The sequence below is a fragment of the Vibrio sp. 10N.286.51.B11 genome (assembly GCF_041469245.1).
GTDB classification, from domain to species: Bacteria; Pseudomonadota; Gammaproteobacteria; order Enterobacterales; family Vibrionaceae; genus Vibrio; species Vibrio crassostreae_C.
In genome coordinates, this window is sequence record NZ_JBFRKI010000043.1 from 56,183 (window position 1) to 70,856 (window position 14,674).

The following is a 14,674-nucleotide window of genomic DNA, read 5'->3' on the forward strand; positions in this document are numbered from 1 at the left end:
TTTTTGCTGTTTGAACCAAGGATCTTGGTGTTTACCTCGTTGAAGGCGGGATAAACACCAGATTAAATGAGAAAGTTTGCGTTATATCACGATAAATGTGAGATAAATCACTCTAATTACTTTATAGTGCTCGGCTGAAATAAGAATGTAGGCTGTCTGCTTAAGGAACCCGTAACAATGTCATTTTCCTCTCAAGGTTTTGCTCCTGAATTAGTCAAAGCGTTGACTGAGTGTGGTTATGAAAAACTCACTCCAATTCAACAAAAAGCGATTCCAATGGCTCGTAAAGGCCATGATATTTTTGCTACTGCTCAAACCGGTACGGGTAAAACAGCGGCATTTTCATTGCCTGTTATCCAACACCTTTTGAACAGCGGTAAAAAGGCGTCTAGAGGAACGGCTCGCGGCCTTATTCTTGCTCCAACTCGTGAGCTTGCTGCGCAGATCGCTCAAAACATTAAAGACTACGTTAAATACACAGATCTAAGTGTTTCTGCGGTTTACGGTGGTAACAAGATGTCTTCACAAGTTCGTCAACTAGAACTGGGTGTGGATATTTTGGTTGCAACACCTGGCCGTTTAGAAGAGCACTTAGAAGCGGGTAACGTGTCTATTGCTAACCTAGAATTTCTAGTATTTGATGAAGCTGACCGTATCCTTGATATGGGCTTTATCAATGCCGTTCGTAAGATCATGTTGGATGTAGAAACATCACCGCAAATCATGATGTTCTCTGCAACGACTTCTACTCAGTTAAACCAACTGTCTGTTGATATTCTGCGTAAACCAAAACGTATTAGTGTTGAGCGCGAAAACTCAACGGCTGCTACTGTCGGCCACGTGGTTTACCCAGTGGATCAAGAGCGTAAAACAGAACTGCTTTCTGAGCTGATTGGTCGTAAAAACTGGCGCCAAGTGCTTGTTTTTGTTAACTACAAAGAAACAGCGAACGATGTAGTTAAAGAGCTTAAGCTAGATGGCATTAAAGCAGTACTGTGTCACGGTGATAAAGCGCAAAGTGCTCGTCGTCGTGCTCTAGACGATTTTAAAGAAGGTAAAGCGCGTGTAATGGTAGCAACCGACGTTGCGGCTCGTGGTCTTGATATCGAAGACTTACCACACGTAATTAACTACGACATGCCTTTCCTAGCAGAAGACTATGTTCACCGTATTGGCCGTACAGGTCGTGCAGGTAAGCAAGGTCACGCTGTCTCTTTCGTTAACCGCGAAGAAGAGCTGACTGTCGTTCAAGTTGAAAAACTGATTCAACAGCGCATTCGTCGTGTTGAACAACCGGGTTATGAACCGAAGAAACGTGATGCTTACATCGAGAAGCTGAACACTAAATCGGCTTACAAAAACCGTCAGGGTCGTAAGAACAACGCGAACGAAGAGCCACAAGATCAAGCAAGCGCTGAACGTCGTTTGACTATGATGAAGCGAATTAAAAACCGTCGTAAGTAATTACGGTTGGTGATTGAAAAGAGCCACTGTTATGTGGCTCTTTTTGTTTGTATTGATCGCAATATTGTTTATTGTCATTACTGCTTCGTTTCAACCTCGCTTCATTTCAAGCCCGATCAAGAAACAAGAACTAATAAATAAAAACAAGTCGATAAGGTAATAATATGGATAGCGCACTACTTTGGGCTTTTATTCCCACGTTTTTCTTCGTGTCAATCACGCCCGGTATGTGTATGACTTTGGCGTTGACACTTGGAATGAGTGTTGGATACAAGCGTACATTATGGATGATGATCGGTGAACTGGCTGGTGTCGCTGTGGTTTCTATTGCCGCGGTATTGGGTATCGCTTCGATCATGTTGAATTACCCATGGCTATTTACGGGCTTTAAATTTGTTGGTGCGGGTTACCTGTTTTATTTAGGCGTTCAGATGTGGCGTTCGAGAGGCAAACTGGCGATCAGTACTGACAACCAAACAACAAAAGTCAGCAATGATTGGGACTTGGTGGTTCAAGGTTTTGTCACTGCAATTGCGAACCCAAAAGGCTGGGCGTTTATGATTTCTTTGCTGCCTCCTTTTATTAACAGCAATAAAGACTTAGCACCGCAGTTGTTCATTCTCGTGTCAATCATTCTGGTTTCTGAGTTTGTTTGCATGACCTTATACGCGACAGGCGGAAAGAGCTTAAAGCATATGCTGGGCAAAGCCGACAATGTTAAGTTGATGAACCGCATTGCAGGTACGTTGATGATGGGCGTTGGTGTTTGGTTGTTCGTGAGCTAATTCTGGTTAGCCTACAACGAGCAGAGATCCCCGACTCAGTCGTTCCTCCTTCTCGAGGGTGACGCGTACGTGGGATGATGACGACTTAGGATTACGGTGAGTTTTGAAAATTCGGATTCTTACTTAAACCGAAGAATGCATAGAATATAAAAAGAGCGATAGGGCATTTGGCCTTATCGCTCTTTTTGATTTTACTTAGCTAACGAACAGAGACTAGATAACAGAAATGTTTCTGATCTTAGCCTGCGTTGTATATTTAAACCGCGATTTCACCGCCGTCTTCTCGACGAATCACAACCGTAGATGCTCTTGGGCGGACTTTGCCTTGAGTTTGTGCGGTTGCATCTTCAGACGATGGCCAGTTTGCCGGGTGTTGAATGTTCACAAACAGTGACTTGAAATCTGGGCTGATGGTAAAGCCAGTCACTTCACAACCGTTTGGACCCACAAAGAAGCGTTTAAGCTGTGCTTGGTTGTTTGCATCAATCACCGCACTGTTGCCGTTGTCATCCGTTAACTGAGATGGAACCACTGCCAGCATTTGGTCATTGGTGTAGCCAGTTACTTCGTCTGCGCCGTTATCTGTCTGAATCCACAAGATGCCACGAGCATCAAACGCTAAGCCGTCAGGGCTCGCGAACTGGTTCATGTCTGTTAGACCAGAGCGGTTAATAGACTTGTCTTCCACTGCTGGTGAACCAAATACGAAGATATCCCAATCGAACTCGCTTGCCGTTTTGCCTTCATCCCAACGGATAACATGACCGAACTTGTTGTCTACGCGAGGGTTCGCAGAGTTCGCTTCTTTACGCTTGTTGTTATTAGTCAGCGTTAGGTAAGCCGTACCCGTCATTGGGTCAACAGAGCACCATTCAGGGCGATCCATTGGCGTTGCACCAACAAGGTCGGCAGCGCCCGCTGTATTGATGATAAGCGCTGCTTGAGAGTCAAATGAATCACCTAGCTTGCCGCCGTTTGTAGTCTTGCTGCCCAACGTTAGTGGTAGCCACGTACCTGAACCGTCATCGTTGAACTTAGCCACATACAGCGTGCCTTTATCCATGTACTTGTCACCCGCACTTAGGCGATTACTCGGCTCTGCGTCACGCGGGTCCCATTTCTCTTCAGAAACGAATTTGTATAGGTATTCAAAACGAGAATCGTGACCAGAGTAGAATACGATCGGCTCGCCTTCGGTCAACTTACCAAACGTACAGCCTTCGTGACGGAAACAACCCAGTGCAGAACGTTTCTTAGCGCGAGAGTTTGCTGTGTATGGGTCGATTTCAACAATGTAGCCGTGACCGTGTGCTTCGTTACGGTAATCGTCCATTGCTGACTCACCTGTTGGTGTTACGTCAAAGCGAGCAAATTCGTCTAGGCGTTCTTGTTTGTCACCAGAAAGCGTGTCCCAACCGTAACGTGTTTTGTCGGTAGCGATACCAATACGTTCTTGCGCTGGTGTTGTCTCGCCTTTGTTAACGAAATAACCCGGCCAGTTTTCTTCACACGTTAGGTAAGTGCCCCATGGTGTGTAGCCATTACCACAGTTGTTCAACGTGCCACGAGCTTGGCTGCCGTCTTGTGAGAACTTGGTTTTGGTAAATTCACTGTGTGCAACAGGACCAGACAGATCCATTACGGTCGCGCCTGTGTAGCGGCGGTTCAGAGGATCGTTATCGACCATCACCCATTGGTTGCCTTCAAGTTTTACACGAACCACACTCACGCCGTGTGCGTTGATCTCTTTACGTACTTCATCAAGGCTAGGGCGGTTGCCTTCATCGTATGTAGGACCATTAGCGTGCAGTGCTTTTTGGTCGATGTATTCGTGATTAATCACCAACAAACCGTCGTTGCTGTTGCCATTAAGCGGGAAGAAGTGCATGCCGTCGTGGTGCATGCCCAGTGAGTTTGCTTGATCTTGTGCGTTGTTGGTTCCATCTTTTAACCAAGCATTGCCTTGCTTGTTAAGTGGAGTACCCCAAGGAACCAATACTTGTGCTGTATAGCCTTTTGGCACAACGACACTGTCTGTCAGTGAGCCTTTAACCGATTCGAATGCAAGTGTAGCAGTGCTTTTTTGCGGTGCGCTAGATGATGCTGTCGCCGCGTGCGCTGTGCTGTGGCCTGCTAAACCAAAAGCACCAAACGCCGTCATTGCACTGATGCCTAAACCGCCTTTGAGAACATTTCTTCTTGAAAGGTTCGCATCTAAAACTTCTTCGAAGGGTTTGTTTTTGCTCTTATTAAAACGAGTGCTATCAAATGTTTCCTTGCTCATCTTTACTGCTTCCTATTGGCTGATTTTATTATTCGTTATTCATGACTTACCCACCTACTAACTAATTGGTTAATAAGTTGGGTCAATGTGTGACTAATCGTGAAGCAGTTAAGTGACAGATTTTTATAGATTTGATTAAGGTTTTGTTTCTGTAGCACGATTTTTGCCATTAACACCCTTGTGTAATACAAAACTCTTGGGGATTGATGTGGAACTGTGTATAAATGCTTTATCAAACGAAAAGAGAGGCAGTTATGAAATTAGATAAAATCGAAAACAAAAATCGTCGCCTACGCAAAAAGCTATACCTAGGTGAATTCGCGATTCTGGGTTTTGAAGTAAGCTGCAAGACATCGATTACTGATTTTGATCAATACGATGTGTTCATTGATGAGTTCATTGATTTCATCGACAGCATCGGTCTGTGCTTTGGTGGCGGCGGCCTTGAGCTGTTTGAAGGTTTCTTATGCTCAATTGAGCGCTACCGTTCAGTAACAGAAGCAGAACAACTGCAAGTTGCTCAATGGCTTGAAGCTCGTGCTGAAGTAAGCAAAGTGGAAGTTAGCGAACTGATTGACGCAAACTACGCGTTCTAATTTGATGTTGTGTTGTTAGCTCGATTGAAAGGCCAAATACGGCTTAGGAAAGAGTAACAACAGTACGCTAGAATAAAGGCCGAATCGTTAAATCGATTCGGCCTTTTTGCGTTTTATTCGTTCCATTTCTATTCTTTATCTTCTTTTCTATCCCTTCTGACGTAAATGATAAATTGATATTTTTCGATTAAATATTAGTACTTTATCGCTATTTTTATTTGCAGTAATAAGTTTGGATAAACTTGTGAGAGTTTTATGAGAATTCAATGAAGTTGCTGATAGATTTGATCGTCATTCTTAGAGTCAACAACACCACAGTTCGTTCTGGCAAAGGTAACGGTATATCGCTGTTATTCGTTTTGTTGGCAACGATAGGACTCGATAAAGGATGGAATCAAAATGAATAAACGTACTCAAATCAGCTTAGTGATCAGCTCGGCTATGTTGGCCTTCGGAGCGGCTCAAGTTCAGGCTGCTGAGCTTGAAGTCACTGTCACTAATGCAACGAAAGGGATCTACTTTACGCCTATCTTAGCGGCGGCTCATGACTCAAGCTTGTTCATGTTTAGAACGGGTGAAACGGCTTCTTCGGAACTAGAGTCCATGGCCGAAGGTGGCGATATTTCAGGTTTATCTGGTGTCATTGCCAACGCGGGAGGCGTGGTGGTTGAGAACCCAGCGGCCGGCATCCTCAATCCAGGCGTCGCAACTACGTTTGATATCAGTACTGGTGATTTAGAGTACCTATCATTGGGTGCAATGTTGCTGCCGACAAACGACGGCTTTGTTGGTCTAGATAGCTGGAAGATCCCAACTCAAGCGGGCACCTACAAAGCGACTCTAAATGGTTATGACGCAGGCACAGAAGCCAATGATGAGCTGGCGGGCAGTATGCCGAACCCTCCATTCATTACCTTTGGCGCTGGTGGCACAGGTGTAGAAACGGCAGTATCAAACGCTAAGGTTCATATTCATCCAGGTAACATTGGTGATGGTGATGCGGCGGGCGGCATCAGTGACCTCGATAGCAGTAGCCATCGATGGTTAAACCCTGTTGCAACTATCACCATTGTTGTGAAGTAAGGGGGATGTATGAAAGCTAGAATTCTATTTATCGCTGCATCAGTAGCTGTGTTAGCGGGTTGTCCGGACGATGACGACGATTACTATCGCTATGATGTGAGTGTTACTAACCTCACCCCCAATCAACCAATGTCACCACTCGCGGTGTTGACTCACAATACGAATTTTGATCTGTTTGAAGTTGGGCAAAGTGCCTCTGTCGATCTGGAATACTTGGCGGAAGGGGGTAGTAATGCACAATTGCTTGCGCTCAGTGACAGTGACGCCAATGTTTATCAAGGCATCTCAGGCAATGGACTGATTCTTTCAGGTGAGCAAGACACGGTGTCGATTCGTGTCGACCCAAATCAAGAAGGGTATATCTCAGTTGCTTCCATGTTGGTGAACACCAATGATGCGTTTGTCGGCGAATCCGGATTATCGCTCAAGTCATTAGCGGTGGGTGATACCTTTACCATGAACATGAATGTTTGGGATTCGGGAACTGAGCTGAACGATGAGCTTGCTGCAACCATTCCGGGACCAGCAGGCGGTGGTGAAGGTTTTAATACCACACGAGACGACACCGATATAGTGAGTTTTCACTCTGGCGTAATCAGCCAAGATGATGGCCTTACGACTTCTACTTTAAGTGCAAATCATCGTTTCCTTAACCCCGGTGCAAGAATCACCATTACTCGAACTCAGTAACAGGTTGAAAGCACGATGAAAGAATTCCTGCTCTGTTCCGGTCAATTGAAAGGTGGGCGGACTCAGAATAGAGCAGGGATCATGAATAGTGCTGCGGTAAATTTGATGGCAAACATATTGTTGGTTGAAGACGATGATGACTTGGCTGAACTGGTGCAGATGCATCTTAAGTTCCAAGGGCATAACGTAATCAGAGCTAATGTGATTGAAAAGGCTCAGGCGCTCTATAAAGAGGGTCATTTCGATTTGATCGTACTGGATCGTGGCTTACCAGACGGTGACGGACTCGATTTCTGTCGAATGTTGCGTCAGCAAGAGGATTGGACGCCAGTACTCATGCTAACCGCAAGAGACGCTGAGTTAGATAAGGTGTCAGGCTTAGAAGCCGGTGTTGATGACTACATAACGAAACCTTTCAGCGTTCTCGAGTTTCAAGCAAGAGTGAGGAACGTGCTTCGCCGTTTAAGCCATGTCGAATCAGCGACTCAAGAGGTTGTGACAGCAGAATCGATTATGAATTTTGGTGTGCTCACTATTCAACCTGAACGCCATCAGGTGTCACTCAATAACCAAGACGTACCGCTGACAGCTACCGAGTTTACCTTACTTCATTTCTTAGCAACCCGCCCGGGGCGTGTGTATAGCAAAGACGAGCTGCTCGATCATGTTTGGAATACTCATCACTCTGGCTATCACCATACCGTGTGTAGCACAGTCAACCGTCTAAGAACCAAGCTTGCGATGCCGAATAGTGATGATGATTTCATTAAAACCGTTTGGGGTGTTGGTTATAAGTTTGAGTCGAAAGCTTAGGCCTATGTGTCGCGTCCGAAGTTTACTAAAAGGCCAGTAAGACCTAAGAGCCATCGAGGAGAGAACATGAGTTTCAAATCGCGTTTAGTGTTGTTCACCAGTTTGTGGTTTCTGCTCGTGAGTGTGGTGATTGCTTATACCTATAATTGGCAAAAAGAGACCATAGAACAAAGAACTAAGCAGAGCTTACACAAAGAGCTCGCGGTTCATATGCGCGATGATAACCCTCTGATGATAGGGACTGACTACAACCCCAAAGCCCTTAAATCCATATTTCATACCTTGATGTTGATTGGTCCCGATTTCGACATTTATTTTCTCGACAGCCAAGGAAATATCACGACGCACGCTGCGCCAGAAGGCACTGTGTTGGCAAGCCAGATAGACTTAGCACCCATTAGACAATTTTTAAATGACGAGCCTTATCCGATTCTTGGCGAAGACCCTATCAATCCTGATTCTCGTAAGGTGTTTTCCGTTGCTGCGATTGAAGAGTTGGGTTCAACAGTTGGGTATCTGTATGTGTTGATTGGCAGTAATCGCCATACCGTGATTGCTAATTCGCAAGTCGACACACCTTATATGGCGCTAGCAGGACTTATGCTGATCTCTATCTTAGGTTTTGCGATTGGGGCTTACCTGCTCGTGAAGCGCAGCCTCTTAAACCCTATCGAAGAAGTTACAAACAAGCTGCAACAACAAGCAGAGCAAGATTTTCGATTGGACCCGAACTTCATTCATCAAGTACCAGAATTGGTGCCGATTGCACGCTCGTATCAGTTGATGGCGAAGCACATTCAACAGCAATTTTTGCAACTTGAATATCAGTCGTCACATCGAAGACAAAGCTTATTACAGCTCAGTCATGATTTGAAAACGCCATTGTCGAGTGTATTGGGGTATCTAGAAACGTGGAGGATTCAAAACCCACATTCGGATCCACTCATAGATGTGGCATATCGCAATGGCAACAAGTTATCTGAACAGCTCCATTCGCTGTTAGATAGCGCCAAGAAAGATAACCCGGTACCCACATATCAATACGCTTCAATCGATTTCAATGGGCTGATGAGCGAATGCTTAGAAACGATACAAAGCAAATATCGCCATAAAAATGTTGAGTTGAACATTAATATGCCTATTGGAATCAAGGCTGTGGGTGACAGTGATCTGCTTGAGAGGTTGATTTTGAATCTGTTAGATAATGCATTGAGGCATAGCCCAAGTGGCACTGTGGTGTCGTTAGATGTTGGTTTTGAAGCGGATTCCAAACGGGTGAAGGTGGTGATTCATAATGAGGTTGAACTGGAAGCGCCGAATGGTTCTTTGGGAATAGGAACCAAGATCGCGCAGTCGATACTGATGTTACATCACAGCGTGCTAGAAACAACAAAGGCAGAGAACTCCTTTCAGCAAAGCTTTTATTTGCCTTCGGTATAGCTCTGTCTGCCTTCGTTTAGCTCGATGTATACTTACGTAGAACTAACGTTAAGCGTCTTTACTGTCTTCGTTGCCTTCGTTCACTTTCGCGTAGAAGTGAAGTAGCTCAGTTAATTCTTTAACCCAGCCAAACGCATCTTTAGGTGCGTTCTTTAAGATCTTTTCTACTTTCTCACAGTGCACTTCGATTGCGATTGCTTCTTCAAGGTTGAAAGAAATTGAGTAGAAGTGCCAAAGCAGTAGGCGAGTCATTCGCTCGATGTTCTGTTGCGAGTTATCCGACTCTGAGAAGGCTAGGTTTACTTCACCAAGCGCGATAGCTGTCATTCGAAGCATTGCGTCAAATTTCGCTGATTGCATGCGTTCTTCGCTGGTGACTTCTTCTTGCTCGAACGTAAACAATTCCGTCATTGCATCTTCAGGTACAAGGCGATGAATCATTCTTAAACTAAATTCTTCTAGTTCATGGCGAGGCATGGTGATTAAGCAATTTAAGGTGTAGTCGCGTTGCATGGTGTTCTCTTGGATCTGCAAAAAGGTCGGACAGTTTAATGGAGAAGCGAGCTCAGAAAAAGCAGATTTTAGATAAGCCTACGTTTGTGGGCTTATCTGTGTACTACAAGCCCTAAAATCGATGCTTAGGGGAACTGTATTTAGGTTTGAACGCAGTATCAGGCTTTGCTGTGGCTTGGCGGTTGGTACTGCATCGACTGGTCGTTTCTCATGAATATGTTGCTCGCGACCAAACTGCCGATGCAAATAGAACCAAGGGCGAGCCAAGTCATCGCATCAGGAATCTCGTTGAATAGTGGGATCGCCAACAAGGTCGCCACTGCGGGTGTTGCACTGCCAAAAGCGGCAGAGCGTTCAGCCCCTAAGGTATTAACCGCATAAAGGTAAGTGAACGCAGCGATTAAACCCGCCCCAACGCCTTGCACTGTTGAATGAACGGCAAGCTCCGTGAAGGGCCAATTAGCGATTGGTGTGTCCATTAGGTGGCTTGGGAGGGTTCCAGTCAGAATTAGGACGAGTAAAAGCAAAGTAGAACAGAGAGAAATAAAACCGGCACTGACTAACGCATTAAGATTAGCGACACGGGCTGAGATGGTGAACATCGCCCACATTAAGCTTCCGCATAAAAACAATAAATGACCTTTGGTGTATTCAAAGTTGAAGCTGCTTAAGCTACTTCCTAAAAACAACAGTATACCGAGTAAAACCAAACCTAAACCAACAACACGGTGTCGGCTGAGTGGTTGCTTAAAAAAGAGTACCGCAATTCCTGTGACGAACAGAGGGAGCGTGCCCGGAACAAGAGCACTGCCATGTGAGACCGGAACAAACTGCATGGCCGTTCCCGCAACAAGCAGATAAGGCAATCCGCTACCGACAAACATACCCGTTAGATACCGTTTAGGGACGACGGCAATTGCGCTGCGTGCTTTCCACATCAAAGGCAATAACACCAAAGCCGGTATGAGAAATCTTGTGAGAGCGATATCGGCAGGTGTTAAATCTGAATTTGCGCCGCCTTTAAGAGACAGGAAAAAGCTCGCCCAAATGAGTAGGGTGACAGTAATAGATAAGTAGCCAAGATTCATAATATTGAAGGAGAGTGGGTGATGACTCATTATGGAACAGTTGTTGTGCCACAGGTTGGCAAGTTTTGGCCTAACTTGAACTATCGTTGATGATTTCTGCTAATATTCACCAAATAATTAACGGATTTAACTAATGTTTGGCATTTACTATGGATAGAATTGATAGACATCTTCTCGAACTGCTACAAAAAGATGGCAGGTTAACCACGGCTGAACTTGCTGATGAAGTGGGTTTATCACCTTCGCCTTGTGCAAGACGAGTCAAAAGGCTAGAAGAAAAGGGCATTATTGACGGTTATCGTGTGAGCTTGTCACGAGAACAAGTCGGCATCGCAATGAGTGTGTTTGTTGAGGTGAGCCTAAACAACCACCAAGAAGTGTCGATAGATAAGTTTGAGGCGGCTGTTGTAGAGATGGAAGAGGTGATCAGTTGCCACGTTGTATCTGGGGCTTATGACTATTTGCTAGAAGTGGTTAGCCCGAACTTGATGGCCTACGAGGCATTTACAAGAAAACTTCAAAGGCTCTCTAACGTCAAAGATATTCATACCCACCTTGCGATAAGACAAGTAAAAGGCAATGCACCACTGCCAATTTATACCGATTAAGCCAAACTCTGAGCAGTAACACGAAGGCAGAATGAGCTGAAAACGAAATGGTTTACTCCTGAAGTAGAAGCGCGGTCAATATCAAAAATCATCCATTAAGTGTCAGGCTTCAGGCAATAAAAAACGGAGCACCTCGTGAAAGGTACTCCGTATATGATAGGTGCAAAACTTAGTGATACTTAAAGTTAGAGATTGAACAATCCCCAGTTTGTGCATTAATTCTGAATGAAAAAGCATGTGAATGGTAATCCACGCCGTCATTCCAAATTGTCTCTCCAAATATCTTACATAGCTCTAGCTCACTTACTGAACCGAACTCTTCCATGTGTTTAGCTACAGATAAAAGTTTACCTCTTATCTCTGCAGTCCATTCCGTGTTACTCAAGCAGTTGAAAGCCATAGTCTTTTGCATATTACCTAGCCAAAATGTTTCTTGTTATTAAGTTATATGAAGATTCATGATAACAATTTTCTGGCGTTTGTAAATCTATTTTGTGATGAATATCTCACATAATCGCTTGCATTGGTCGGAAATTGAACTTCATTGTTGATAGATAGCACATTACTTTTACAACCTATTGATAAAGCTTTGATTAACGAGTTCTTAGAATATTATGAATGGGATTGAGCATATTTATCGGAAAAGTCCAGTCGAACGAGTGAGAGAATCTAATGGTGATTTCAGTTTGATGCATCGTTTGCTGGTTGGTTTATGTGGCGCGCTTCATCAATCATCGTCGCTTCTCTGCGGTATTTTGAAGACAGCTGACGGAATTTTTCACTGAGTGTATGGAGATCTCGGGAGAGTGATTGTGAGCTTTGTACGTGCACCTTTGCGCTTTCTGCCTGGCGCGGGAGTCTTGCTTTGGTGCAGTGTTTGGCGACGGCTTGCCATGAATACGCTAGAGAGTCAGCGCCTTCAAGTTCACTAGACACAACATACGCCTGTTGTAGCAAAACCTCGGAGACGTCATACGCGGTATTCATATGACTATTGAGCTGCACATTAAACCTTTCTTCGTACTTTGCCCAAAGCTCAATGATCTGCTTTTCATTAAAGTGTTTAGATAACAATGTCTGTGACTCATAGGTTGAAAGAACTTGGTTGAACTCTTTGGTGTACTGACTATAGCGACCTTCAAAAGAGAGCTGACGATCCAACAGTGTTTGCCAGTTTTCACGGTCACAATGATTCGCTAGAGCGACATTGGCACTCAAAGTTACGCTTACAATGATAACTTTCCCCCAAAAACTCATGACTTTCCTCTACTTACCGTGCGCTCTATTGAGAGTATAGATGAGCAGCAGCATGAGTTGATGTACACTTGAGACATACCTATAACGGAAGAGCTGGTGGATTTGATGAAAAAAGCGCTGATCGCTTTACTTGTGTTGTTGATATTGGGCGGAGGGGGAGGAGCGGCATACTACTTCTTAGTCATGAATAAAGACCCAATCCCACAAGAGAAAACGGAAGAGCCGGCGTTAGAAGCTACCGAGCAATCTGAATCTGACCTCGTACCCATCATGGATCTTCAGCCTGAACCAGAGCAGACGGAATTTTACGTTTTGGAGAGAAAGCTAGAAGTGGTCGAGCAACCTGAAATTGATGGCTTGATAACGGATTACCTCTACAAAGGGGAAAAGGTGGAGGTACTCGAGAAACAGGGAGAATGGGCTCGTATCTCAGACTATATTGTCCTTAAAGATGGCGGCCCACAGACGGCGGAATGGGTCTCTATGTCAGGCTTATCGAATGATGAAGTCATTATTTCGGAAAAAGAAAGCAAAGAGATATTGGATTCCTATTTGGTTAAGTCTGATGATCTCAAGATCCATCAAGAAAAATTCCGTAATTCGGTGGCTAAACTGATCTCTGAGGGGGAGTGTGCCCCAAGTGATTTTGAAGAATTAGGCGGATGGGTGAAATCTGTTAAGTACAGCAATCGAGATGTATATTTTATTTATTGTGGTGGGTTGTCCCTTGAAAACAAAATTTATCTTGATGTAAATACAAATGAAATATTTACGAAGTAAGATCCCACGCTCTATTTAATAATGCTATTTACTAAAGCCCACTCATAGGTTGAGTGGGCTTTTTTGTCTATCCATAATGTTCATCTTTCCCATTTAGAACGTTAATTATATCGAAGGTTATATAGAATCATTAGGAACCATTTATTAATGGCTAATAAGAGTTTTGTTATTATTCTCGTGATCAATCATTTCAAATTCCCACATTGCATTATTCTTGAAACAAGCTGAGAGATATAGATTTATCTCGTATTAACAAAGGCTTATCTGCTTGGTGATAAAAGTAAAATTAAACAAACCTTATTAATATCAGAGTCTTGCGTTGATTTACATAATCGTAACATTTCATTGGTTTTGGGATGCAAGTCTAGTTTTTAATCATAATACGAAAATATTTTATATTTGTAATAATAATTTTTGATTTTGAGTTGTAGGGTTTAATTAAAGCAAAACGTAAAGTTTAATTATCAACTAAGACATTATCTTATTAACATCATTGTTATTTAATTGCTTGTAAGGGATGGAACCATTAATGAAAAAGCTTGCTTTAATTACAGGGTCAAAAGGCGGTATCGGCTCAGCAATTTCCTCTAAATTAGTTGCAGACGGCTATCGTGTTATCGCGACTTATTTTACTGGAAATTACCAATGTGCCTTGGATTGGTTTAACGAAAAACAATTCACCGAAGATCAAGTGAGATTGTTTGAATTAGATGTTACCAATACTGCGGAATGTGCGCTGAGCTTAAGCAAGTTGTTAGAAGAAGAAGGCACGGTGGATGTGCTGGTCAATAACGCAGGTATTACACGTGATAGCGTCTTTAAAAAGATGGATGCCGAAGCGTGGAAAGATGTGATTGAAACGAACTTAAACAGTTTGTTCAACGTGACTCAACCTTTGTTCGCTCCTATGTGTGAAAAGGGTAACTGCCGTGTCATCAACATCTCTTCCGTCAATGGTCTTAAAGGTCAATTTGGACAGACTAACTACTCAGCAGCGAAAGCTGGAATGATTGGTTTTTCTAAAGCTTTGGCTGCAGAAGGCGCTCGTAGCGGCGTAACCGTGAACGTGATTGCCCCTGGCTACACAGCAACTCCTATGGTTGAGCAAATGAAGCCTGAAGTACTGGATTCAATCAAGAACCAAATTCCGATGAAACGCTTAGCAACACCTGTTGAAATTGCAGACGCAGTGGGCTTTTTAGCGAGTGAATCTGGCGCGTACATTACAGGCGAAACATTGTCTGTGAATGGCGGCTTGTACATGCAGTAATTG

General features: G+C 43.9%; 16 protein-coding genes. 11 read left to right on the forward strand and 5 right to left on the reverse strand.

Going from position 1 to position 14,674, the window contains the following annotated elements:
• Positions 1–177 precede the first annotated feature (177 nt).
• Complete coding sequence (locus AB4154_RS20605) at positions 178–1,464, forward strand: DEAD/DEAH box helicase (protein WP_017062632.1); 1,287 nt, start codon at positions 178–180, stop codon at positions 1,462–1,464.
• Between the two features lie 164 nt (positions 1,465–1,628).
• Positions 1,629–2,249, forward strand: a complete 621-nt coding sequence (locus AB4154_RS20610; RefSeq protein WP_017064486.1) for a LysE family translocator — start codon at positions 1,629–1,631, stop codon at positions 2,247–2,249.
• Between the two features lie 256 nt (positions 2,250–2,505).
• On the opposite strand, the gene AB4154_RS20615 is transcribed toward AB4154_RS20610, so the two are convergent.
• Positions 2,506–4,533, reverse strand: a complete 2,028-nt coding sequence (locus tag AB4154_RS20615; protein ID WP_372124007.1) for a PhoX family phosphatase — start codon at positions 4,531–4,533, stop codon at positions 2,506–2,508.
• 254 nt (positions 4,534–4,787) lie between these two features.
• On the opposite strand from AB4154_RS20615, the gene AB4154_RS20620 reads away from it, so the two are divergent.
• The 6 genes from AB4154_RS20620 (at position 4,788) to AB4154_RS20645 (ending at position 9,155) form a co-directional block, all read left to right on the forward strand.
• Positions 4,788–5,129, forward strand: a complete 342-nt coding sequence (locus tag AB4154_RS20620; protein ID WP_017062629.1) for a YggL family protein — start codon at positions 4,788–4,790, stop codon at positions 5,127–5,129.
• Between the two features lie 266 nt (positions 5,130–5,395).
• On the forward strand, positions 5,396–5,536 hold the full coding sequence (locus AB4154_RS20625) for a hypothetical protein (RefSeq protein ID WP_017067451.1): 141 nt from the start codon (positions 5,396–5,398) through the stop codon (positions 5,534–5,536).
• Positions 5,529–6,212: a spondin domain-containing protein gene (locus AB4154_RS20630; protein ID WP_065583911.1), complete on the forward strand. Its 684-nt coding sequence runs from the start codon at positions 5,529–5,531 to the stop codon at positions 6,210–6,212. Before AB4154_RS20625 ends, AB4154_RS20630 begins: the two co-directional genes overlap by 8 nt.
• Positions 6,213–6,221: 9 nt before the next feature.
• Complete coding sequence (locus AB4154_RS20635) at positions 6,222–6,902, forward strand: spondin domain-containing protein (RefSeq protein WP_017072230.1); 681 nt, start codon at positions 6,222–6,224, stop codon at positions 6,900–6,902.
• Positions 6,903–6,983: 81 nt separating this feature from the next.
• On the forward strand, positions 6,984–7,715 hold the full coding sequence (locus AB4154_RS20640) for a response regulator transcription factor (RefSeq protein WP_017067448.1): 732 nt from the start codon (positions 6,984–6,986) through the stop codon (positions 7,713–7,715).
• 66 nt (positions 7,716–7,781) lie between these two features.
• A complete protein-coding gene (locus tag AB4154_RS20645) occupies positions 7,782–9,155 on the forward strand; it encodes a HAMP domain-containing sensor histidine kinase (protein ID WP_017062625.1) in 1,374 nt (457 codons plus the stop codon).
• Positions 9,156–9,203: 48 nt separating this feature from the next.
• Here AB4154_RS20645 and AB4154_RS20650 read toward each other — a convergent pair whose 3' ends face one another.
• Together AB4154_RS20650 and AB4154_RS20655 are read right to left on the reverse strand one after the other, a co-directional pair.
• Positions 9,204–9,668: a hypothetical protein gene (locus AB4154_RS20650; RefSeq protein WP_017062624.1), complete on the reverse strand. Its 465-nt coding sequence runs from the start codon at positions 9,666–9,668 to the stop codon at positions 9,204–9,206.
• 158 nt (positions 9,669–9,826) lie between these two features.
• Positions 9,827–10,756 (reverse strand): DMT family transporter, encoded by a 930-nt coding sequence (locus tag AB4154_RS20655; protein WP_017064490.1) that lies wholly within the window; start codon positions 10,754–10,756, stop codon positions 9,827–9,829.
• A gap of 149 nt (positions 10,757–10,905) precedes the next feature.
• Between AB4154_RS20655 and AB4154_RS20660 the strand changes: the two genes are divergently transcribed.
• On the forward strand, positions 10,906–11,364 hold the full coding sequence (locus AB4154_RS20660; protein WP_017062622.1) for an Lrp/AsnC family transcriptional regulator: 459 nt from the start codon (positions 10,906–10,908) through the stop codon (positions 11,362–11,364).
• 169 nt (positions 11,365–11,533) lie between these two features.
• Here AB4154_RS20660 and AB4154_RS20665 read toward each other — a convergent pair whose 3' ends face one another.
• Together AB4154_RS20665 and AB4154_RS20670 are read right to left on the reverse strand one after the other, a co-directional pair.
• Positions 11,534–11,776: a hypothetical protein gene (locus AB4154_RS20665; RefSeq protein WP_017062621.1), complete on the reverse strand. Its 243-nt coding sequence runs from the start codon at positions 11,774–11,776 to the stop codon at positions 11,534–11,536.
• Positions 11,777–12,045: 269 nt separating this feature from the next.
• Positions 12,046–12,621 (reverse strand): hypothetical protein, encoded by a 576-nt coding sequence (locus tag AB4154_RS20670; protein WP_102394558.1) that lies wholly within the window; start codon positions 12,619–12,621, stop codon positions 12,046–12,048.
• Positions 12,622–12,717: 96 nt separating this feature from the next.
• On the opposite strand from AB4154_RS20670, the gene AB4154_RS20675 reads away from it, so the two are divergent.
• Together AB4154_RS20675 and AB4154_RS20680 are read left to right on the forward strand one after the other, a co-directional pair.
• On the forward strand, positions 12,718–13,401 hold the full coding sequence (locus tag AB4154_RS20675; protein ID WP_017072234.1) for an SH3 domain-containing protein: 684 nt from the start codon (positions 12,718–12,720) through the stop codon (positions 13,399–13,401).
• A 529-nt stretch (positions 13,402–13,930) separates the two neighbouring features.
• On the forward strand, positions 13,931–14,671 hold the full coding sequence (locus AB4154_RS20680; RefSeq protein ID WP_017062618.1) for an SDR family oxidoreductase: 741 nt from the start codon (positions 13,931–13,933) through the stop codon (positions 14,669–14,671).
• Positions 14,672–14,674: the final 3 nt, after the last annotated feature.

What these genes read in the sequence shown, in the direction of transcription:
- AB4154_RS20630 (WP_065583911.1), top strand. Translation starts at nt 5,529, where the DNA reads ATGAATAAACGTACTCAAATCAGCTTAGTGATCAGCTCGGCTATGTTG.
- AB4154_RS20680 (WP_017062618.1), top strand. Translation starts at nt 13,931, where the DNA reads ATGAAAAAGCTTGCTTTAATTACAGGGTCAAAAGGCGGTATCGGCTCA.
- AB4154_RS20670 (WP_102394558.1), bottom strand. Translation starts at nt 12,621, where the DNA reads ATGAGTTTTTGGGGGAAAGTTATCATTGTAAGCGTAACTTTGAGTGCC.
- AB4154_RS20650 (WP_017062624.1), bottom strand. Translation starts at nt 9,668, where the DNA reads ATGCAACGCGACTACACCTTAAATTGCTTAATCACCATGCCTCGCCAT.
- AB4154_RS20655 (WP_017064490.1), bottom strand. Translation starts at nt 10,756, where the DNA reads ATGAATCTTGGCTACTTATCTATTACTGTCACCCTACTCATTTGGGCG.
- AB4154_RS20665 (WP_017062621.1), bottom strand. Translation starts at nt 11,776, where the DNA reads ATGCAAAAGACTATGGCTTTCAACTGCTTGAGTAACACGGAATGGACT.
- AB4154_RS20615 (WP_372124007.1), bottom strand. Translation starts at nt 4,533, where the DNA reads ATGAGCAAGGAAACATTTGATAGCACTCGTTTTAATAAGAGCAAAAAC.
- AB4154_RS20620 (WP_017062629.1), top strand. Translation starts at nt 4,788, where the DNA reads ATGAAATTAGATAAAATCGAAAACAAAAATCGTCGCCTACGCAAAAAG.
- AB4154_RS20610 (WP_017064486.1), top strand. Translation starts at nt 1,629, where the DNA reads ATGGATAGCGCACTACTTTGGGCTTTTATTCCCACGTTTTTCTTCGTG.
- AB4154_RS20640 (WP_017067448.1), top strand. Translation starts at nt 6,984, where the DNA reads ATGAATAGTGCTGCGGTAAATTTGATGGCAAACATATTGTTGGTTGAA.
- AB4154_RS20660 (WP_017062622.1), top strand. Translation starts at nt 10,906, where the DNA reads ATGGATAGAATTGATAGACATCTTCTCGAACTGCTACAAAAAGATGGC.
- AB4154_RS20625 (WP_017067451.1), top strand. Translation starts at nt 5,396, where the DNA reads ATGAAGTTGCTGATAGATTTGATCGTCATTCTTAGAGTCAACAACACC.
- AB4154_RS20635 (WP_017072230.1), top strand. Translation starts at nt 6,222, where the DNA reads ATGAAAGCTAGAATTCTATTTATCGCTGCATCAGTAGCTGTGTTAGCG.
- AB4154_RS20605 (WP_017062632.1), top strand. Translation starts at nt 178, where the DNA reads ATGTCATTTTCCTCTCAAGGTTTTGCTCCTGAATTAGTCAAAGCGTTG.
- AB4154_RS20645 (WP_017062625.1), top strand. Translation starts at nt 7,782, where the DNA reads ATGAGTTTCAAATCGCGTTTAGTGTTGTTCACCAGTTTGTGGTTTCTG.